Annotated in this window: 20 protein-coding genes; 8 read left to right on the top strand and 12 right to left on the bottom strand. The window is 41.7% G+C overall.

Annotated features, from left to right (window positions below):
* Positions 1 to 615: 615 nt before the first annotated feature.
* Positions 616 to 1,548 carry a leucine-rich repeat domain-containing protein gene (locus NBH06_RS02245; protein ID WP_250792562.1) on the top strand — a complete coding sequence of 311 codons (933 nt, stop codon included), beginning with the start codon at positions 616 to 618 and terminating at the stop codon, positions 1,546 to 1,548.
* Between the two features lies 1 nt (position 1,549).
* On the opposite strand, the gene cdaA is transcribed toward NBH06_RS02245, so the two are convergent.
* The 4 genes from cdaA to NBH06_RS02225 form a co-directional block, all read right to left on the bottom strand.
* On the bottom strand, positions 1,550 to 2,314 hold the full coding sequence (cdaA, locus tag NBH06_RS02240) for a diadenylate cyclase CdaA (RefSeq protein WP_008861117.1): 765 nt from the start codon (positions 2,312 to 2,314) through the stop codon (positions 1,550 to 1,552).
* 1 nt (position 2,315) lies between these two features.
* On the bottom strand, positions 2,316 to 3,179 hold the full coding sequence (gene folP, locus NBH06_RS02235) for a dihydropteroate synthase (RefSeq protein WP_250792770.1): 864 nt from the start codon (positions 3,177 to 3,179) through the stop codon (positions 2,316 to 2,318).
* 134 nt (positions 3,180 to 3,313) lie between these two features.
* Positions 3,314 to 3,604 (bottom strand): hypothetical protein, encoded by a 291-nt coding sequence (locus NBH06_RS02230; protein WP_195331383.1) that lies wholly within the window; start codon positions 3,602 to 3,604, stop codon positions 3,314 to 3,316.
* Positions 3,604 to 4,947: a sodium-dependent transporter gene (locus tag NBH06_RS02225; protein WP_250792560.1), complete on the bottom strand. Its 1,344-nt coding sequence runs from the start codon at positions 4,945 to 4,947 to the stop codon at positions 3,604 to 3,606. Before NBH06_RS02225 ends, NBH06_RS02230 begins: the two co-directional genes overlap by 1 nt.
* Positions 4,948 to 5,294: 347 nt before the next feature.
* Here NBH06_RS02225 and NBH06_RS02220 point away from each other — a divergent pair, with 347 nt between their 5' ends.
* Positions 5,295 to 5,693: a VanZ family protein gene (locus tag NBH06_RS02220; RefSeq protein ID WP_250792558.1), complete on the top strand. Its 399-nt coding sequence runs from the start codon at positions 5,295 to 5,297 to the stop codon at positions 5,691 to 5,693.
* 32 nt (positions 5,694 to 5,725) lie between these two features.
* Here the strand turns inward: NBH06_RS02220 and NBH06_RS02215 are convergent, their stop codons facing one another.
* Positions 5,726 to 6,064: a MerR family transcriptional regulator gene (locus NBH06_RS02215; RefSeq protein WP_008861112.1), complete on the bottom strand. Its 339-nt coding sequence runs from the start codon at positions 6,062 to 6,064 to the stop codon at positions 5,726 to 5,728.
* 11 nt (positions 6,065 to 6,075) lie between these two features.
* Positions 6,076 to 7,047 carry a M23 family metallopeptidase gene (locus NBH06_RS02210; protein ID WP_195331381.1) on the bottom strand — a complete coding sequence of 324 codons (972 nt, stop codon included), beginning with the start codon at positions 7,045 to 7,047 and terminating at the stop codon, positions 6,076 to 6,078.
* A gap of 212 nt (positions 7,048 to 7,259) precedes the next feature.
* Here NBH06_RS02210 and alaS point away from each other — a divergent pair, with 212 nt between their 5' ends.
* Positions 7,260 to 9,878, top strand: a complete 2,619-nt coding sequence (alaS, locus tag NBH06_RS02205) for an alanine--tRNA ligase (protein ID WP_250792556.1) — start codon at positions 7,260 to 7,262, stop codon at positions 9,876 to 9,878.
* Between the two features lie 80 nt (positions 9,879 to 9,958).
* Here the strand turns inward: alaS and NBH06_RS02200 are convergent, their stop codons facing one another.
* Both NBH06_RS02200 and NBH06_RS02195 read right to left on the bottom strand, forming a co-directional pair.
* A complete protein-coding gene (locus NBH06_RS02200; RefSeq protein ID WP_008861108.1) occupies positions 9,959 to 10,504 on the bottom strand; it encodes a DJ-1 family glyoxalase III in 546 nt (181 codons plus the stop codon).
* Positions 10,505 to 10,662: 158 nt separating this feature from the next.
* The gene (locus NBH06_RS02195) at positions 10,663 to 11,376 is read right to left on the bottom strand and encodes a YiaD family glycine zipper/OmpA-like lipoprotein (RefSeq protein ID WP_008861107.1); all 714 of its coding nucleotides are present in this window, start codon (positions 11,374 to 11,376) and stop codon (positions 10,663 to 10,665) included.
* Positions 11,377 to 11,718: 342 nt separating this feature from the next.
* Here NBH06_RS02195 and aroC point away from each other — a divergent pair, with 342 nt between their 5' ends.
* Genes aroC through mnmL form a run of 3 tightly spaced genes read left to right on the top strand, consistent with a single transcriptional unit; the run spans position 11,719 to position 15,093 of the window.
* Positions 11,719 to 12,792: a chorismate synthase gene (gene aroC / locus NBH06_RS02190; protein WP_250792554.1), complete on the top strand. Its 1,074-nt coding sequence runs from the start codon at positions 11,719 to 11,721 to the stop codon at positions 12,790 to 12,792.
* Between the two features lie 10 nt (positions 12,793 to 12,802).
* The gene (locus NBH06_RS02185) at positions 12,803 to 14,161 is read left to right on the top strand and encodes a dipeptidase (RefSeq protein ID WP_250792552.1); all 1,359 of its coding nucleotides are present in this window, start codon (positions 12,803 to 12,805) and stop codon (positions 14,159 to 14,161) included.
* Positions 14,161 to 15,093 (top strand): tRNA modification radical SAM protein MnmL/YtqA, encoded by a 933-nt coding sequence (mnmL, locus tag NBH06_RS02180; RefSeq protein ID WP_250792768.1) that lies wholly within the window; start codon positions 14,161 to 14,163, stop codon positions 15,091 to 15,093. Before NBH06_RS02185 ends, mnmL begins: the two co-directional genes overlap by 1 nt.
* A gap of 6 nt (positions 15,094 to 15,099) precedes the next feature.
* Here mnmL and queF read toward each other — a convergent pair whose 3' ends face one another.
* The 4 genes from queF to NBH06_RS02160 form a co-directional block, all read right to left on the bottom strand.
* A complete protein-coding gene (gene queF, locus NBH06_RS02175) occupies positions 15,100 to 15,555 on the bottom strand; it encodes a preQ(1) synthase (protein ID WP_046412020.1) in 456 nt (151 codons plus the stop codon).
* 15 nt (positions 15,556 to 15,570) lie between these two features.
* Positions 15,571 to 16,254, bottom strand: coding sequence for a queuosine precursor transporter (locus tag NBH06_RS02170; RefSeq protein ID WP_195331376.1), 684 nt, complete (start codon positions 16,252 to 16,254; stop codon positions 15,571 to 15,573).
* 217 nt (positions 16,255 to 16,471) lie between these two features.
* Entirely contained in the window at positions 16,472 to 17,098 is a 627-nt protein-coding gene (locus NBH06_RS02165) for a chloramphenicol acetyltransferase (protein WP_250792550.1), read from the bottom strand.
* A gap of 11 nt (positions 17,099 to 17,109) precedes the next feature.
* Positions 17,110 to 18,390: a hemolysin family protein gene (locus NBH06_RS02160; RefSeq protein WP_021891887.1), complete on the bottom strand. Its 1,281-nt coding sequence runs from the start codon at positions 18,388 to 18,390 to the stop codon at positions 17,110 to 17,112.
* A gap of 340 nt (positions 18,391 to 18,730) precedes the next feature.
* Between NBH06_RS02160 and NBH06_RS02155 the strand changes: the two genes are divergently transcribed.
* Both NBH06_RS02155 and NBH06_RS02150 read left to right on the top strand, forming a co-directional pair.
* Positions 18,731 to 19,036, top strand: coding sequence for an HU family DNA-binding protein (locus tag NBH06_RS02155; RefSeq protein WP_270552212.1), 306 nt, complete (start codon positions 18,731 to 18,733; stop codon positions 19,034 to 19,036).
* A 330-nt stretch (positions 19,037 to 19,366) separates the two neighbouring features.
* On the top strand, positions 19,367 to 20,941 hold the full coding sequence (locus NBH06_RS02150) for an Rne/Rng family ribonuclease (protein WP_008861097.1): 1,575 nt from the start codon (positions 19,367 to 19,369) through the stop codon (positions 20,939 to 20,941).
* The last annotated feature ends 82 nt before the right edge of the window (positions 20,942 to 21,023 follow it).

The following is a 21,023-nucleotide window of genomic DNA, read 5'->3' as shown; positions in this document are numbered from 1 at the left end:
ATATTTTCTACGCCTCAACTGTTTTAATGAGTTCAAGAAATGCGATATATAATGGGGCAGTAGAAAAGTGGGGACAGCTATTTTCTGCCATATTAATTTAGCGAATGAAATGGGATTGTATTTACTCTTCTTCCCTGTGTTGCGATACAGGAAAGATACCGGAGAAACACCCGTTTCTGAGGAGAGGGGTTGGAGTTACAAGGACAATTCCCATCAATTATCGAGTGAATCTATATAATATATATAAAATTGTGTATTACAAATAGGATTCATATCTGTTATAACAGATTTTATTATATTTGCAAATACGAATATAGGATACGGTTCGGCATAGTCGAGTCGGAAATAAGATTTCCGTTTGTCTCTGCACTCACTATTTCCAATATTTGTGATGCTATACAAAAATTACTTCGAAGTATAGCGATCGTGTTGTGTTGAAGTATTTAGTTTTATTTATAAAGAGGGAATAAAGTTTTTTTGACGGAGTCGAATTTACGTTTGGGTTGCGTATGATGTTGTTGTCATACTGAGTTTGTATTTCTAGTGGGTGGACAAACGATTTCTTATATTTTTAATTGTTGGGGGAATTGTTCTTTTATAGAGTTTATTGCATTTATGAAAAATTTGAAATGTGTTATATGGTCGTTAAGGGCGTTGATCGGAAGATTAAGGCCCAGTAACAAGAGTATGGTTATTTGTGTGAATGAAGCTGGTACACTACCGTCGTTGATAGCGTCTCATTTGAAATACAGAATCGTAGAGCTTACACTGATAGGGGAATTAAATGGCACAGACCTAAGATACATTCGCGAGATGAGCGGGTGTGATGCAAACGGAAAGGAGACAGGCGGTTGTTTGTCCGTTTTGGATTTGTCGGGGGTAAATATTGTAGATGGGGGAAATACCTATTATGGGAATTATAGTGCCTCGGATAATAAGATAGGAGATTATACTTTTTATAAATGTGCTCGATTGACAAGGGTGATAATGCCCGATAATCTATTGTCTATCGGAGAAGGAGCATTCGGGTGTTGTTATAATTTATCGTCGGTTGTTATACCGGATAAAGTTCGGGATATAGGTGAATTGGCTTTTTATAGATGTGAGTCTTTGGGGGTGGTGTCGATAGGGTGTGATGTGAACACGATAGGAGTGTACGCATTCAGGAGTTGTATTTCTTTGAAAGAGGCGATATTTGTCGATGGGAATAAACCTTTGCAGGTGGGAGATAATTTGTTTTATAATTGTCCTTTGGAAAAACTTTATGTGGGGAGGGATTTGAAATTTGAAAATTTTTCTTTCGGTAAAATCAAGACTCTTATGACTGTGGTTTTCGGTAAGGAGGTGACGTGTATCGGCGATCATCTTTTTATGGGCTGTCTCCGGTTGAAAGATATTTATATCGAGGCTCCGATACCTCCTGCGGTGGCCGATGGTTTTAATCCGTCCATTCTTTCGGAAGTGGTTCTTCATGTCCCGAGCTGTTCTCGCATGATTTATGCTGAACGATTTCCGTGGAGCGATTTTGTTTCGATTCAGACGTTTTGAGTCAATCGATAGATTCTTGTGCCAGCATACGTTCGAGGTCCTTGCCTGAGATTTTGGTCGTTATTTTTCCATTGTGAGCCAAAGAGATATTTCCCGTTTCTTCCGATACGACGACGGCAAGGGCATCGGTTACTTCGGTTATACCTAATGCCGACCGATGTCTTAGCCCCATCGATTTGGGTATTCTCGTATTGTGCGAGACCGGTAATATGCAAGCTGCCGAGGCTATTCGATCATCGGCGATAATCATGGCTCCGTCGTGTAAAGGACTATTTTTGAAAAATATATTCTCGATGAGCCTTGCATTTACATTTGCGTTGATCGTGTCGCCGGTATTTTTGTAATTATCGAGTGAAACTCCTTGCTCGATGACTATCAGGGCTCCGGTTTTTGTCTTGGACATATTCATACAGGCATGTACGATGGGCATGATATAGGGCTTTTCTCCGGTATCTTTGTGTTTAAGGAAGAAATTGAAAAAGAATCTCCATCGTTTGTGCGACCCGAGTTGTACGAGAAAGCGCTTGATTTCATCTTGAAACAAAATAACGAGTATAAGGAGACCTACACTCATAAATTTGTCCATGATAGACCCGATGAGACGCATGTCGAGAATTTGCGTTACAACGATCCATACTCCCACGAATGCTAATACACCGGTGAATATACTTATTGTTCCCGACTCTTTCATCATTTTGTAAAGAGTGTACAGAAGCAGGGCTACGATGAGTATGTCGATAATATCTTTTATGCCGAATGAGAACATTTTATTTTACGGATTGTATGGTTTTTGAAACTATTTTTACCGCTTCCACAGCTTCTTTTACGTCATGCACTCTCAAAATGTCGGCTCCTCCTAATAAAGCCAGCGTGTTTAAGATTGTAGTTCCGTTTAGACTTTCTTCGGGAGTGTATCCAAAGTATTTATATATCATTGATTTACGAGATATTCCCACCAATAAGGGGTAGCCTGTACGGGTAAATTCGTCGAGTCGGTTCATGAGCAAGTAGTTGTCGTCGACCGATTTGCTGAATCCGAATCCCGGATCGATAATGATATCGTTGACACCGAGGCTTTCGAGTCGGGCGATACGTTCTGAGAAATAGTAAAGCATTTCGGGAATGATATGCTCGTATCGGATTTGTTGCATCATGGTTTGGGGCGTCCCTTTCATGTGCATCAAAATATAGGCGACTTTCAACTCGGCTATGGTTTCGAACATTTGAGAATCGAGTTCTCCCCCCGATATGTCGTTGATCATCTGTACTCCGTATTCCCGGACACAGCGAGCGGCTATATCGGCACGAAATGTATCGACCGAGACTCTTGCCGTGGGATATAGTTTGCGGATAATATCGAGTCCCTTCGAAAGTCGTTTCATCTCTTCGTCGGGTGAGATATCGTCGGCATTAGGTCGCGAGGAGTAGGCTCCTATGTCTATGATGTCGGCGCCTTCATTCATCATTTTACGCAGTCGCTCGGCGATTTGTTCTTCTTCCGTAGTACGGCTTCCGGGGTAAAAAGAGTCGGGGGTGATATTGAGTATTCCCATGATTAATGGTCTCGATAGGGAAACCAATTCTCCACCAAGATTCAAAGACAACGGTTCTTTTTGTATCCACTGGAACATAGTACTGTACGTTTTGAAATCATATAACAAGACCTGCCGATACAGGCATTGCATACCGGCCTGCTGTTATGTTGAGCGAAGATAATTCTTTTTGCTGAATAGTAAGGTATGGATTAAAAAAAACTTCTTTGACACTATTCTTCCCGGGGAACCGGTTTTAAACTTTTAGGAGGACGGGGGCTTTTAGAGGTTTGCCGTTCGGCATTTTTTGCTTTTTCGTTTTGATGGTTCAAAGAACGATTGAATTCTTCCAGCTCGGATTGAAATGATTCGTATTCCGTTGTAACTTCAACCTTTTCTCGTGAATGATAGTAGTATTGCGCAATGCGAGCTCCTGTGAGGATTAACAGAATGATAATCAATAACAGAGTCGCTCTGCGTTCGCTTTTCGATAATGAGAAAAAAGAATCGTTTTTAAGTGCCATCAGATAATACCAAATCCCGATAAAAAGATTAAAATGATGATGATTGGAGCTATGTATTTGATACAGAAAAAGATTGCGTTGAATAGTGGCTCGTGCAATTTATTTCGGTTAGTCAATTCCTCCCGGGAGATATTTCGTTTCAGTATCCACCCGATGAAAATACTTATCAACAGTCCGCCTACTGGCAACAAGATGATAGCTGAGAAGTAATCGCAGGCATCGAATATGGTTTTCCCAAAAATGCGTATATGGCTCCATGAACCGATAGAAAGAGAGCAGACAGTGCTTAATATGGCAACAATGATCATCATTGTCCGGGTTGCCTTTTTCCTTGACAGATGCATGTGGTTGATAAAAAATGCAACTGCAACTTCGAAAAGAGAAACGGTGGAAGTAAGAGCTGCCACAGTGAGGAGTAAGAAAAACAATGCAGACCATAACGCAGATACCGGCATTTGATTGAATACATTGGGGAGGGTGACAAATACAAGGTCGGGACCGGCGACAGGATCCACACCATAAGAGAAAACAGCCGGGAATATAATTACTCCGGCCAGAATGGCAACGGTTGTGTCGAGTATCGCTACCGTGCTGGCTGTTTTTATCAGATGAGTTTTATTATTGAAGTAGGAGGAATAGGTGATGAGGATACCCATACCTAAACTTAAAGAGAAGAATGCTTGCCCCATTGCCCGTACGATGACTTGGGGTGTGATTTTCGAAAAATCGGGGTGTAGGAAAAATTTCAGACCTTCGTTGGCTTCGGGTAGTGTTAACGACCGTATGCAAAAAACGATGAGAATAATGAACAATATAGGCATCAATATGTTGGACATTTTTTCGATTCCTTTCTGTACACCCTTAGATATGATGATATAGTTGATAAAGAGAAAAATGTATATCCATAGTAACGGCCGAAAATCGTTCTGGATAAATGCGTTTTGTTCAGCTTTGAATTCTGCTGCCGTTTTTCCGGTCAGATTGTTACAGGCTGCTTGAAAAAGATATTCGAGCGTCCAACCCGATATGACCATATAATATCCTAAAATAAGAATCGAGGCCAATATTCCTATATATCCGATGTAGTACCATCGACTGCCGGGGATTAATTTTTTGAATGCGTCTACCGTGTCGGATTTGGATTTTCTTCCGATAATGAATTCGGCGCACATAACCGGAACACCTAATATAAGAACACATAGAATGTAAATCATTAAGAATGCTCCCCCTCCGCTCATTCCGGCTTCATAAGGGAATCTCCAAATATTTCCTAATCCTACCGCCGATCCTACCGTGGTGGCTATTACTCCTAACTTGGTCGCGAATTTTGCCCGTTCTCCCATTTTTAGTTCAAGATATAATTACAAAAGTATAAAATTTAAATTTATTTGTTCATATAATAGCTTAATAAAAAGGGAATAGAGTCCTTTTTCTATAAAAGTGTAATTCTTTTTGTAAAAAATGAATGATAGATTATATAACCAAATACAAATGGATTTGGTTTTGTCGTAAATGAAAATGCGGCCTTTGTGACAGGAGGTACAGGTAGATTGATTCTTGGCAGAAATCGCGTGATTTGTTTTTATTCTTAGCTTACTTTATCTTTGTCAAAGGATTGCAAAAGCAAGTATTTCTGTAAAAAGGAGATAATTCTACCTTTTTGTTTGTTGTAAAGATTACGTGAATAGATATGAGGCCTTTTAGATTTTTGGCGTTTGTCCCTACGATTATAGTATTGGCTGTAATTACATATTTGTCTCTGGCTAAGAATCCGGTACATAGTCAGGAGTTTTATTTATTCGAAGGAGCCGATAAGCTGGTGCACGGTTGTATGTATTTGGGGCTTGTTTGGATAGGCTGTTTCGATATATATCGGGTATCGAAGTTTACCGCTCCCAAGTTGATTTTGCTCGTGTGCGGGGCTATTGTGTGGGGTGGCTTGATGGAGTTGTTGCAGGGTGCTATGTCTATGGGGCGAAGCGCGGACTGGTATGATTTTCTCGCCAATAGTTGCGGGGCTATTCTGGGACTTATCCTCGGTGCGAATAGTGTACCATATTTGTTTAAGAAGTGTAAGAAACTTTCTTGAAATTGTCAATATCTTCCTTCTTAATAGCCAAGCTATTCCAGTTCTTCCATAATGGCAATTAGTTCGGAACGCAGTGATTTCAGTCGTTCCACTACTTGTTGGGACCGAACGGTACTTTCTCTTTTGTGTTTCAATACTTGTTTCGCTCCTTCTATTTTCAGCTTTCTTTCTTTCAGCAAATAGTGAATGAGCTTTATTTCTTCGATATCTTTTTGGGAATAATAACGAGTCCCTTTGGGGGATCGTTTAGGATTGATTGTTTTAAACTCTGTTTCCCAATATCGGAGTAAGGATTGGTTTACATTGAACATGTCCGATACCTCACCGATCGTGTAATATAGTTTTTGTTTATTTGTTACAGGTTCTTTCATACGATTTGTTTTTAATCCATTACACGCCCTTGATTTTCGGCAAGTTGAGTCATGCGGTCGTAATCTTCGGGTGAAAGGTCGAAGAAATAGTAATTGATAGGATTCTGTGCTTTCCCTTTGTATAGAACTTCGTAATGTAAATGCGGCCCTGTGGATTTCCCCGTATTGCCTACTTCGGCTATTTCTTCTCCTCGTATGACTTCTTGTCCTTTACGGACTAATATTTTACTGAGGTGAGCATATCGGGTTTTATAATCATATCCGTGATCGATGACTACCGTGTTCCCAAATCCTTGTTGCCAGCCGGTTTCAACGACACGGCCGTTCCCGGTTACGTAAACAGGGGTTCCCACATTGGCAGAAAAGTCCATTCCCTGATGGAATTTTGTGGTCTTGTAGATCGGATCTATTCGATAACCATATCCCGATGCTGTTCGTTTCAAATCTTTGTTAGAAACGGGTTGTATGGCCGGAATGTGTTTTATGCGCTCCTCTTGGCCTTGTGCCAGTTTGACGAGTTCGTTCATGGAATTGCATTGTACATATACTTGCCTCGCAAGGTTGTCTACTTTTTGACTGGTAGAAACAACCAGCTCTGCATCGCTCATTTGCAACAGATTCTCGTACCGGCTAGGGTTGTATATTCCGTTATTTCTGATTTCGTCGTTTACAGGCTCGGCTTGCAGAATGACCCGATACATGTTGTCGTCTCGTTGTTGTAAATCATTCAGAACTTCCAGCGCAGCGTCGACTCGTTTGGAAAGTACTTTATATTGTGTCTGCATTTGCTCGTTTTCCATTTTCAGAAGCTCTTCTTTGGGTGAACCGAGCCAAAAATAAAATGCGACGATGACCCCTATACTTAGTATGCTACCGACGAACAAATGGCGTAAAACAACGATGATGCGCTGGCGAAGTGAAGGATATACCCGTTCGTATGTCAGTGTTTTAGGATTGTATATGTAGAATATTTTTTTACTCATTGATTATTTGTCGGCTCATTCTTATTGGCAAAAGCTTTTATAGACCGTAAAAAAATATGTTTCTAAGCATTTTTTTATCTGCACATGGGTACAAAAATAATAATTTGGGCTATTTTTGCAAATTGTTTTTGGTAATATTAATATACCGTATTGGCGATTTCTATTTCGATAACGAAAAAGAAAGCCGTGGAACTTAATATAATTAAATTGTTATGCTGACAGCAAAAGAGATTCGTGAATCTTTTAAGGATTTTTTCAGAGAACGAGGCCATCAGATCGTGCCTTCGGCTCCGATGGTGATTAAAGATGACCCTACGTTGATGTTTACCAATGCGGGAATGAACCAGTTTAAAGATATTATCTTGGGAAATGTTCCGGCAAAATATAAGCGGGTCGCGGATTCACAAAAATGTTTGAGAGTGAGCGGTAAGCACAACGATTTGGAAGAGGTGGGACTGGATACCTATCATCACACCATGTTCGAGATGCTCGGTAACTGGTCGTTCGGGGACTATTTTAAGAAAGAAGCGATCGATTGGTCTTGGGAATATTTGGTCGACGTATTGAAAATAGATCCGGCCCGATTGTACGCTACCGTATTCGAAGGATATGCGTCCGAAGGTTTGGAGAGAGATAACGAGGCAGCCTCGTATTGGGATGCGCATTTGCCCAAAGATCATATAATTAACGGAAATCGACATGATAATTTTTGGGAAATGGGAGATACGGGACCTTGTGGACCCTGTTCTGAGATTCACATCGATTTGCGGAGTGATGCCGAGAGAGCCGAAGTCGACGGATTGAAATTGGTTAACCAGAGTCACCCGCAAGTGATAGAGATATGGAACCTTGTGTTTATGCAATATAACCGTAAAGCCGATGGTTCGCTCGAACCTCTTCCTGCTCGGGTAATCGATACCGGTATGGGATTCGAACGGCTTTGTATGGCGTTGCAAGGAAAGACGTCTAATTATGACACCGATGTATTCCAACCGATTATCGGGGAAATCGGGCGTCTTTGCGGTAAGAAATATGGCGACGATCCTAAGGCCGATATTGCTATGCGTGTCATTGCAGACCACATACGTACGATTGCATTTTCTATTACCGACGGGCAGTTGCCGTCGAATGCGAAAGCCGGTTATGTAATTCGTCGTATTTTACGTCGGGCTGTGCGTTACGGGTATACATTCTTGGGTCAGAAACAGGCTTTCCTTTATAAATTATTGGACATTCTTATTGAAACGATGGGAGATGCCTATCCTGAATTGAAGGCTCAAAAGGTCCTTATCGGAAAAGTAATTAAAGAGGAGGAAGATGCTTTCTTGCGTACTCTCGAAACCGGGATTAAGTTGCTCGATAAAGTAACTGCCGATACAAAGGCTGCCGGTAAGAGCGAGATTAGCGGGCGGGATGCTTTCGTGTTGTATGACACTTATGGTTTCCCTCTTGACTTGACCGAGTTGATATTGAAAGAAAAAGGGTTAGGAGTGGATATCGACGAGTTCAACGCCCAAATGCAACAACAAAAGGAACGGGCTCGTAATGCGGCTGCCGTAGAAACGGGCGACTGGGTTGTATTGAAAGAGGGTGAGCCCGAATTCGTGGGATACGATATGACCGAGTGCGACGCCGAGATATTACGCTATCGTAAGGTAAAACAAAAAGCTCGCGAGTTTTATCAGATTGTTTTGGACAGAACCCCTTTCTATGCCGAAATGGGTGGTCAGGTAGGCGATACAGGAAAGTTGATTTCTGGAAATGATATCGTGGAGATATTACAGACCAAGCGGGAAAATAATTTGAGTATTCATATAGCCGAGCGATTACCCGAAGATGTGACCGCTACATTCCATGCCGTTATCGATAAAGAGGCACGTCGGGCGACTGCATGTAATCACACGGCGACTCATCTTTTGCACGAAGCTCTGCGTGAAGTTTTAGGAACTCATGTAGAACAAAAAGGTTCTTATGTCTCTCCGCAGTCGTTGCGTTTTGATTTTTCTCATTTTCAAAAAGTCACAGATGAAGAGTTGAGAAAAGTCGAGATGATAGCCAATCGAAAAGTGCGTGAAGCTATCCCGTTAGATGAACATCGTAATGTTCCCATTGCCGAGGCTAAGGCTATGGGAGCGATGGCTCTGTTTGGTGAAAAGTATGGAGAAGAAGTCCGGGTGATTCGTTTTGGATCTTCTGTCGAGTTGTGCGGTGGTACTCATGTATCCAATACCGGAAATATCGGTATGATAAAAATTATAACCGAGAGTTCGATTGCTGCGGGAATCCGTCGTATCGAGGCTATAACAGGAGCTCGGGTGGAGGAAACGATGAACGCCTTGCAAGATTCGTTGAAAGAGATAGGAATCTTGTTTAATAATGCTCCCAATTTGTTACAAGCGATTCATAAAGCCATCGATGAAAATGCCGAATTGAGGAAACAGGCCGAGGAATATGTTAAGGAGAAAATGATTGTCTTGAAAGATCGTATGGTTAAATCGGCCGAGAGTATAGACGGCGTGAAACTTATTCGTTTCATCGGTCCGATGCCGTCCGATATGGTTAAGGGAATCGCCTTTTTACTTCGGGGTGAAGTCTCCAAAGGATTGGCTTTTGTCGCCGCGACCCGGGATAAAGATAAACCTCTATTGACTGTTATGCTGAGCGATGACTTGGTTGCCGATGGGAAGAATGCTTCTGCGATTGTTCGGGATGCTGCTAAGTTGATACAAGGTGGCGGAGGCGGGCAACCCTATTTCGCACAAGCCGGCGGAAAGAATGCCGACAAATTGACCGAAGCGTTGGATAAGATGGTTTCGTCTATTGTGGGATAATTCGATAGTTGAATTTGTAATATGACAAAAATAGCCCCGACAATGCCGGGGCTATTTTTTATCTGTATGGTTTTGAAGATTTACAATAACATGCCGCTCGTGACCTCACGGGCTTTTTCTTCCCCGGCAATTTGGGTGATGATGGCTGTGGCGAACGATATGGCGGCTCCCGGACCTTTTCCTGTGGTAATGTTTCGGTCGACAGTCACGTTGTCGCCTGTTACAGTTGCACCAGTGAGGAATTGCTCAAATCCGGGATAACAGGTAGCTTTATATCCGTTAAGCAATCCTGCCTGGCCCAGAACCGACGGAGCGGCACAAATGGCAGCGATGTTCTTGTTGGCAGCGGCTTGGCGTTGCAATAAAGAAACCAACGGTTTGCATTCTCCCAAGTGTTTTGTTCCCGGCATTCCTCCGGGTAAAATTAACCAGTCTGCATCTTCGGTCGATAGTTCCACCCATGTACAATCGGCTGTAACAGTTATTCCATGAGCTCCTTCAACTTGAAGATTTCGCGATATGGAAACGGTTGTAATATCGATTTCGGCTCGTCGTAACATATCTACGATCGTGAGAGCTTCTATTTCTTCAAATCCTGTTGCGAGAAATAAATAAACGGTTTTCATTATTCGGATCTTTTTTAGTGTCAAATTAATGTTTGGAGAAACTCATTCTGATTTTATATCGTATATACAATCGAATGACATAAATAGTTGTTGGACTCATATTTTATAAATCCACTGACAGAATATACTTGTCAGTGGATTTATGATGGCGTTATTCCTTAAAGGGTTCCGGCTTCGGCTTGTTGAATCATTTGTTGGCTTGCATACAAATAGATTTCTACACGACGATTTTCTTGTCGGCCTGCTGCCGTGGAGTTGTCGGCTATGGGATTGGCTTCGCCCATACCTTGCACAGATTTGATCTGGTTCGTGGAAACTCCGCATGCCAGCAGATAGCTTGCTACACTTTGAGCTCGCTCCTGAGATAAGTTCAGATTTTTCTGGTAACTTTGTTCTGCTGTCGAGTTTTTCCAGCCCTGATTATCTGTATATCCGTAGATAGTGACGTCCATATCACGATTTTGGTTCAGTACGTCGTTAGCGAATTTACTTAAAGACGATTTAGCCGATGAACTGAGGTTTGAACTGCTTGTCGAGAAAAGGATTCCCGAGTCGAATGTCACTTTTACAGCTTGTAATCCATTGTTGTCGGTAACTTGCTCGACTTGTGCACCTTCTACCTGTTTGGCTTGTTCGGCCGCTTTGTCCATTTTCTTTCCGATAAGGGCTCCTGCCGTTGTTCCTACGGCAGCACCCACGGCAGCACCGATAGCAGCTCCTTTGCCTTTTCCGAAAATCGCACCTAATCCGGCGCCGACAGCGGCCCCGCTACCTCCCCCGATAAGGGCTCCTTTTCCGGTATTTGACATGTTACAGCTTGTAAATAGCATGCCGGCAGCCAATATACAAGACATAATTTTAATGCTCTTCATTTTTTTAGTTTTAGAAATTGATTTACAAAAATAAGGAAAAAATCGATATGATATTTGTTTATATTATTTTTTTGAGGAAAGGAGTATATGGCTCCTTTGAAAATAAATAACAGTATTTGAGATTATTATGTTCGATGTTATGGAAAATGTACTATCGTCGAAAAATGGAGCCGTTCGCTTTTAAGTTCTCTTATCTATATTTGTAACAATAGGATTAAGGTTCTATATGGAAGATAAATATTTGTATTATAAGTTATAGAATGACCGGTATAATTCATGCGAGTATTGTTTTTGCTTTTAGTTTGTACTATCTTTGTTTAATTAACTAATACAATAATCGAGATGAACACGTTCGGAAATCTCTTTACGCTTACTTCATTTGGAGAGTCTCATGGTAGGGCGATCGGTGGGGTGGTAGACGGTATGCCTGCCGGTATTCCTTTGGATATGGAGTATATACAGCGAGAGTTAAACAGGCGTCGTCCCGGGCAATCGTCGATTGTCACCTCTCGTAAAGAAAACGATCGGGTAGAATTCCTCTCCGGGATTTTCGAAGGGAAAACAACTGGTACGCCTATCGGTTTTCTTGTGTATAATGAGAATCAACACTCATCGGATTATGATAATTTGCGGGAGGTGTTCCGCCCTTCGCATGCCGATTATACATACACCCAGAAATACGGGGTACGGGATCATCGGGGAGGTGGTCGTTCTTCGGCTCGCGAGACGATAGCTCGCTGTGTCGCCGGAGCTCTTGCAAAACTTGTTTTAACTCGGCTGGGCATAGAAGTCTGGGCGTATACTTCGCAGGTGGGGGAATTGTCTTTGTCCGGCGATTATAATCGATATGACTTCGACGAGATAGAGAAAAATCCGGTACGTTGTCCCGATGCGGATATGGCAAAACGAATGGAGGAATATATCGGAAAAGTAAAGTCAGAAGGCGATACAGTGGGAGGTGTCGTTACCTGTGTCGTTCGACATGTTCCGACAGGGTTGGGCGAGCCTGTGTTCGACAAGCTGCATGCCGCATTGGGTAGTGCGATGTTGAGCATAAACGCTGTAAAAGGCTTTGAATATGGTATGGGTTTTAGAGGGGTGAGATATAGAGGTTCTCAAATGAATGATGTATTCGAAACTCAACAGGGCAAAATCGTAGCGAGAACCAATCATTCGGGTGGGATTCAAGGTGGAATTTCCAATGGAGAAGATATTTATTTCAGAGTCGCGTTCAAGCCGGTCGCTACTTTATTGAAAGATATAGAGACAGTCGATTCGCAAGGAAACCCGACCGTGTTGAGGGCAAAAGGACGTCATGACCCTTGCGTATTGCCCCGTGCCGTACCTGTGGTGGAAGCTATGGCAGCAATGGTTATTCTCGATTATTATTTGTTGGCACAAAGTCATAAATTATAAATTAAAAAATATGGATACAAAAAAGTATATAGACAGTCATAGAGAGCGTTTTTTCAACGAGTTATTTTCGTTGCTTCGTATTCCTTCTATCAGTGCGTTGCCTGAACATAGAAAGGACATGCAGCTTTGTGCCGAACGATGGAGGGATTTGCTTTTGGAAGCCGGAGCCGATAGAGCCGAAGTGATGCCTACCTCGGCCTCGCCTGTGGTTTTCGCCGAAAAGATAGTTGATAGGAGTTTCCCTACGGTACTGGTATATGCTCATTATGATGTGATGCCTGTCGAACCGCTTGAACTGTGGCATACCGAGCCTTTCGAGCCGGTAGTAAAAGACGGGAAACTGTGGGCTCGGGGGGCCGACGATGACAAAGGGCAAGGGTTTATCCAGTTGAAAGCCTTTGAAATTGCGGTCAAAGAGGGGTTGTTACGCTGTAACGTGAAATTTTTGATAGAGGGTGGCGAGGAAATCGGTTCTCCCGGAGTGGAGGCTTTTTGTAAGGAACACCTCGATTTGTTGAAATGCGATGTAATACTGGTCTCAGACACGAGTATGGTCGGTTTGGATACTCCGTCTATCACGACCGGATTGCGAGGATTGGCTTATTGGGAGATAGAGGTCACGGGTCCTAATCGGGATTTGCATTCGGGAATTTTCGGGGGAACGGTAGCTAATCCCATTAACGAGCTTTGCAAAATGCTGGCCGGTGTCGTAGATGAAAATGGTTGTATAACTTTACCGCATTTTTACGACAAAGTAGAAACTGTTTCGGCGCAAGAACGAGCCATGTTGGGAGCTGTGCCTTATGATGAAGAGAAATATAAAGCGGCGATCGATGTGGAGGCTCTTTCGGGCGAGATCGGTTATTCACCTTTGGAGCGTACCGCCATTCGTCCTACGTTCGATATTTGCGGTATTTGGGGCGGGTACACGGGAGAAGGTGCAAAAACGGTGTTGCCGTCAAAAGCCTATGCCAAAGTTTCTTGCCGGTTGGTTCCCCATCAGAATCATGAGGAAATATCCAAGATGTTTATCGATTACATATACTCTGTCGCTCCTCGCAGCGTAAAGGTGAAAGTGAGCCCGATGCATGGGGGTGAAAGCTATGTATGTCCTATCGATTTGCCGGCTTATCGGGCTGCGGAAAAGGGGTATGAGCTGGCGTTCGGAAAACGTCCATTGGCGGTACGTCGTGGAGGAAGTATCCCTATTATAGCAACTTTTGAAAAAGTTTTGGGTGTGAAATCGGTCTTAATGGGATTCGGATTAGAATCGGATGCCACGCATTCGCCGAATGAAAATTTCCTGATCGAAATGTATGAGAAAGGAATTATTGCAGTAGTCGAATTTTATAATCAATTTGGGCATTGATGGTGACGGGAGAAAAACGGTATCGGGATTTTTCCGATTTTTTGAATCTCCATTTCGATTGCAAAGTCCAAAAAATATCGTTACATGCAGGGTTTACTTGCCCTAATCGGGACGGGGGTATTGGGGTCGGTGGTTGTACTTATTGCAACAATCAGACGTTCAGTCCTGATTATTGCCATACTGGGAAGAGTATCACTTCCCAGTTGGAAGAGGGGATAGCTTTTTTTGCCCGTAAATATCCTGAGATGCACTATTTGGCCTATTTTCAGGCTTATACGAATACGTATGGAGAGCTTGCTGTTTTGAAGCAGAAGTATGAGGAGGCGTTGTCTCACCCCGGTGTCGTGGGGATTATTGTCGGTACTCGCCCCGATTGTATGCCCGACGGACTGTTGGAGTATTTTGCGGATTTGTCCCGACATACATTCGTATTGGTGGAGTATGGCGTGGAGAGTACTTGCGACGAAACTTTGCGTAGGGTTAACCGGGGACATGATTTTGCCGCTTCGGTCGATGCTATTTGTCGTACGGCTGAAATGGGTATTGCAGTGGGGGCTCACATGATATTGGGATTGCCGGGAGAGAATCGGGAGATGATTTTATCTCATGCCGATAAGATGTCCCGGTTGCCGCTCGACACGATTAAGTTGCATCAGTTGCAGCTTATTCTCCATACCCGTATGGCTGCCGAATATAAAAGCAATCCGAATGATTTTCATTTGTACGATGTCGATGAGTATATCGATCTGGCAATCGATTTTGCTGAGCGATTGTCTCCGCACATCGCTATCGAACGTTTTGTCTCTCAGTCCCCGGCCGAACTGCTTATCGCTCCGAATTGGGGGATAAAGAACTATGAGTTTACGGCTCGTCTGTTGAAGCGAATGAAAGAACGCGATACTTGGCAAGGAAAGTTGTTCACCGAAGTCTGAGCCGGTTTAACGGTGGTTTTGTAATCTCTGTTTCGCCATTTGCTCGTATTCTGTACCCGGTTGTCCGTAATTACAATACGGATATATGCTGATACCGCCGCGGGGCGTGAAGAAGCCTGTTACTTCGATGTATTTGGGATTCATGAGCTTAACGAGGTCTTTCATGATGATGTTCACGCAATCTTCATGAAAAGCGCCGTGGTTACGGAAACTGAATAAATAGAGTTTCAGACTCTTGCTTTCTACCATGTGTTCTCCGGGAATGTAGTCGATTTGTATGGTAGCGAAATCGGGTTGTCCGGTAATCGGGCACAGACTGGTAAACTCCGGGCAGTTGAATCGCACCCAGTAATCGTTTTCCGGGTGTTTGTTTATAAATGTTTCCAAGACCTCGGGTGCATAATCCTGTTTATATACTGTCTTATGTCCCAGCAGGGTCAGTTGTGATGTATCTGATTTCATAATAAGTCGTGTTGATTATTGTAGTTCTTTTATCTTGAATATGTTGTATGAAACTTTCTGGTCGTAGACATCGCTGCCGTCTATCTTTTTTACGAATCGTACGACTCTTATCGTTACCGGTAATATGACGATTTCATAGGCCGTTTTAAGGCAGGCTTGTGTTACAATGAGAATCAATAGTTCGTTTACAGGGACTACTCCACCGAATGCGATAGGAAAAAACAAGAGCGAATCGGCACTTTCGCCCACTACGGTCGATGTAATGGCTCGCAATGAAAAATGTTTACCCTTACTCGATATTTTCATTTTACTCATGACATAGGCGTTCAAAAAGGAGCCTACAAGGAAAGCTATGAAACTTGCTAATAAGATGCGGGGAGTTGATGAAAATACGGTTTCGAACGATTTCTGTCCGTCCCAAAATGGAGCTGATGGTAATATAATCGCTATCTGTATAAAGATGACAGCCATTAAATTCATCAGGAATCCGAGCCAAATAATGAGTCGGGCTTTTCGATATCCCCAGACCTCGGCGATACAATCGTTGATAATGTAAGAGATGGGGAAAACGATGAGACCTGCGGTCGCAGTAATACCTCCTAACGAAATCATCTTTACTTCGAGTAAATTCGAGCAGATGAGGCAGACACAAAAGACGACGCCCATGATTAAAAAGGGCAGGGAAAAAGAACGATTCATAATTCTTGTTTTTTACGTGGTGTTCAAGCACACGGAGGATATTTATCCTCTCCTGTTTTATACTAAATCTTTTAGAGGTGCAAAGATAATACAAACGAAGGTAAAAACAAATTCATCGGGGATATACCTCGTTTCGTTTGTCTCTACCATTGGTACAAATAGTATATCTATATCATAACAAGACAGGATTGGAAGACTTATGGGGAGCAGAGATTCTTTATGGTTCGGATAGTTTATTTAAGAATTGGGCAATATGTTTCCCGTCCATGAGTCCGTGATGGGCACAGATCGATATGGGAAGAAGCATTTTCCCATTTGTGTCGATGAGTTTTCCTGTCGATATGCTAGGAACCGAGTCTCCGTTCTTGAAAGAAACAGCGTGTTTCATTTCGGAGAAGGAGAACCACGGAATAGAAGAGTATCTGATAACGTCTTCTCTTCCTGTATTTTTCGAAAAGGATAATCCTGTACTGTTTTTTACTCTTGTTATCTCTTGAATTGCTTGTTGAATGAAATCGTTGCGATCGGGGATATATTCGAAAAAAGCAAAACCGAATGTTCCGTCTTCTCTTCCTATTGTCGGAGATACGTGTATGGTATCGTATTTAACGACAGAATTCCCTCCCTCGATTCTTAATTTGAATTCGTCTGTTTCATTGGCTTTTGTCAATATATGATGGAGCGAGTAAAGGAAAAAAGATTGAGAATCATGTTTGGCTTCGAGATATATAGTAGTAAAATCTACGTTTGTAGTTATTCCGAAAAAGGGATCGTCAAAAGCAGAAAAGAACCGGAAGTGTTCCTTCCGGTTCCAAGATTCGATATTTAGTTTGGTCTTTGTCATTGAGATCGATGTTACAAGGTTATGTTATCCGTTTCATTTTTTTGAACCAGAACTTTATCGATGCGGGCTCCGTCCATGTCGACGATTTCGAAAGTGAAGCATAGCCATTCTATCTTTTCTCCTTCGGTCGGAATGTGTTGTAATAATTCGAGGATAAGCCCGCTCAGAGTATTGTAATTGTATTCTTGATAACGATCCGTCATGTCGTAGTGGTCTAGAAAATCATAGAAAGAGCATTGTCCGTCGATGAGACAAGAGCCATCTTCCCGGATAATAATATCTGCCGAAGGTCCCGATGATACAGAACCGACCAAAGCTCCCAAAATATCGCTTATCGTCACAATTCCTTCAATACTCCCAAATTCGTCGGTTACTAATCCATAGCGTTGATTTTCATTGCGGAGCCTTTCCATCGCAGTATATACACTCATATTTTCCGGCAGGAAATAAGGGGTTGAGGCGACGGCTCTGATATCGAAATTTTTATCATCGATCTTTCCGAATAAATCTTTTAAAGAAACTATTCCGATAATATTATCGAGGCTGTCTTCGCATAGCGGATATACGGCATGAAGATCACTGGTAATCTTTGATTTCAGAGTAGTGTTGTCATCTTGCACATCGAGACAAATTAAATCGCTCCGGTGGGTCATGATAGAGGATATATTGCGATCTCCCAAGTTAAAAACTCGTTCTACAATGTCTTGTTCCACCTCCTGTACACACCCTCCCTCTGTACCTTCTCGAACGATAGCTTTTATTTCGTCTTCGGTGATTCCTTCTTTTTGAGATGAAAGCCCTAAGAAACGGCATACCCCGGCTGTACTTTTGGTGAGTATCCACACGAAAGGCGATGCAATATACGATAACCACGACATAGGTCTCGATACGATCTTTGCTACTCGTTCCGAGGCTATCATACCGATACGTTTGGGAACCAATTCGCCGATAATAAGGGTTAAATATGTAACTATAATAACAATGATGGCTTGTGCCAAACCTACTGCATAAGGAGCTAATAAGGAACTTTTAGCTAATAGTTTTGCAAGGCTTTGGGCTAAGGCTTCGCCAGAGTAAAGACCCGTTAAAATTCCGATGAGGGTAATACCTATCTGTACGGTTGAAAGAAATCGGTCGGGGTCTTGTGATAGTTTTAAGGCTGATAATGCCGCTTTGCTACCTTTTTTCGCACTATTTTCTAATTTGACTTTTCGTGCTGAAACCAGTGCAATTTCAGACATAGAAAGTACTCCGTTACATAAAATAAGAAGTACTATAATTATAATTTCCATGTGAGAATAGAGATTTACAAGGGCGAATATACGAAAATAAATCGGAATGTTACAAATTTGTTTATATAAGAGTCTTTTTTTATTTTATTTAGGTGGTTTATTTTCAGATTCGTTAAGATGTAACGATCGAGTAAATGGTTTTACTTGCTGTCTTAAACCGGTGAGTGGAACATTCCTATAAGAATAAAATAATATAAGTTGCTGAAAAGTAAAAAATAAGTACGATATTTGCACTCGCAAAACAGTATGGATTGAGGCTTTTAATTTGAGAAAAAAAAGTGTTTTTGCTTTTTTAGATGGGTAAAAAGCTATATATTTGCAGTCCAAAAAATTAAAAACAATATTATTCGTAAATATTATAATTTATAGCAAAATGACTAAGGCTGACATTGTAAACGAAATTTCTAAAAACACAGGAATAGAAAAAGCTGTTGTTCTTGAAACCGTTGAAAAATTTATGGAGAGTGTAAAGGGCTCTTTGGCAAAAGGTGAAAATGTGTACCTGAGAGGTTTTGGTAGTTTCATCGTAAAGAAAAGAGCACAGAAAACGGCTCGCAATATTTCCAAAAATACTACGATAATAATTCCGGCCCACAACATTCCGGCATTTAAGCCTGCAAAAACTTTTATGGGTGAAGTAAAATAAGAAAATCAATAAATATAAGTATTAATCTTTAAAAGCATACCGTTATGCCGAGTGGAAAAAAAAGAAAAGGCCATAAGATGGCTACTCACAAACGCAAAAAAAGATTGAGAAAAAACAGACATAAGAAGAAATAATGTCTGTCGGCTCAATGAATGACAGAACACGAAGAACAAATTTAATGCGATTTAGTCATTAGATTTGTTCTTTCTGCTTTATCGAAACCATTTTGTATAACAAATGGTTAGTATTAAAAACTCTTTTGGCAGGATGCCTGTTCTTTTTAAGAAGGCCGACATGCTGCGTGAATATCAGTAATCTAAATAACAATTTATGTCCAGCGAACTTGTAGTAGACGTACAACCCAAAGAGATTTCTATTGCATTGCTCGAGAATAATCGATTGGTGGAGCTTCAGAAAGAGGCTCGGAACATATCGTTTTCTGTGGGCGATATCTATTTGGGACGGGTCAAAAAGCTGATGCCGGGACTTAATGCTGCATTTGTTGATGTAGGTTACGAAAAGGATGCTTTCCTGCACTATCTCGATTTAGGTACACAATATAATTCGAGTGCAAAGTTTCTTAAACAGTCGCTTGCCGATCGCAAACGAGTGTTGTCTCTTTCTAAATTTGATTTATTGCCCGATATTGAAAAAGACGGTACGATTAACGATGCTTTGAAGGTGGGTCAAGAAGTGTTGGTTCAAATTGCTAAGGAACCTATTTCGTCTAAGGGACCTCGCCTTACGGCAGAGATTTCTTTTGCCGGTCGTTTTTTAGTGTTAATCCCTTTTTCAGATAAAGTATCTGTATCGCAAAAGATTAAATCGAACGAGGAAAAATTGCGCCTTAGGCAGCTCATACAAAGTATTAAACCCCGCAATTTCGGTGTGATTGTCAGAACTGTTGCCGAAGGGAAACGGGTCGCAGAGTTGAATAACGAACTTAAAACGTTGGTAAGGTGTTGGGAAGATATGTTAGTGAAGTTGCAAAAGGCTCAGCTTCCGTCGCTCGTTTATGAGGAAACGGGTAGAACCGTAGGGATACTGCGTGATATATTTAGCCCTTCTTTCGAAAATATTTATGTAAACGATAAGGAGACATATAACCAAATATACAACTATGTGAGTCTTATTTCTCCCGATCGAAAAGATATAGTTAAACTTTACGATGGGGAGTTGCCTATTTTTGATAATTTCGCTATTACCAAGCAAATAAAATCTTCATTAGGAAAAACCGTTTCTTTTAAAAGTGGAGCGTATGTCATTATCGAACATACAGAGGCTCTGCATGTTATCGATGTAAATAGCGGAAATCGTTCGAAGGCTTCTTCCGATCAGGAGAGCAATGCCCTTGATGTAAATATGAATGCCGCCGAAGAAATAGCACGGCAACTGAGGTTGCGCGATATGGGCGGTATTATCGTGATCGATTTCATCGATATGGACGAAGCCGAGAACCGTCAGAAACTATATGACCGCATGCGTGAGCTGATGGCTAATGATAGGGCAAGGCACAATATTTTGCCGTTGAGTAAATTCGGATTGATGCAGATTACCCGCCAGCGGGTGCGGCCGGCACTCGATATTATTACCAGTGAAGATTGCCCGACTTGTCATGGTAAAGGTACTATTCCTCCTTCCTTACTTTTTACCGATCTGTTGGAGTCGAAGATTCATTATCTGGTGTATAAGTTGAAAATAAAGAAATTCACATTACACGTACATCCTTTTGTAGCTGCATATGTCAATCAAGGTGTATTTTCTTTGAAGATGAAGTGGCGTTGTAAATACACTTTTCAGCTGAAAGTAATTCCTAATCAGTCTCTCGCTTATCTCGAATATAAATTTTATGATGCCGAGAGAAATGAAATTGACCTGAAAGAAGAAATTGAAATTAAAAAATGAGAGAGTATTATCTCAGTTTATAGAGGCCCCGAAGGGCCTCTATTTTTTTTGAATCGGTAAAAGAAAAATTGTTTTTTTGAAC

The organism is Barnesiella sp. B2-R-119 (genome assembly GCF_023656675.1).
Taxonomy (GTDB): domain Bacteria; phylum Bacteroidota; class Bacteroidia; order Bacteroidales; family Barnesiellaceae; genus Barnesiella; species Barnesiella intestinihominis.
Note: the sequence above shows the minus strand (reverse complement) of the source record. Positions and strands in the feature narration are given on the sequence as shown.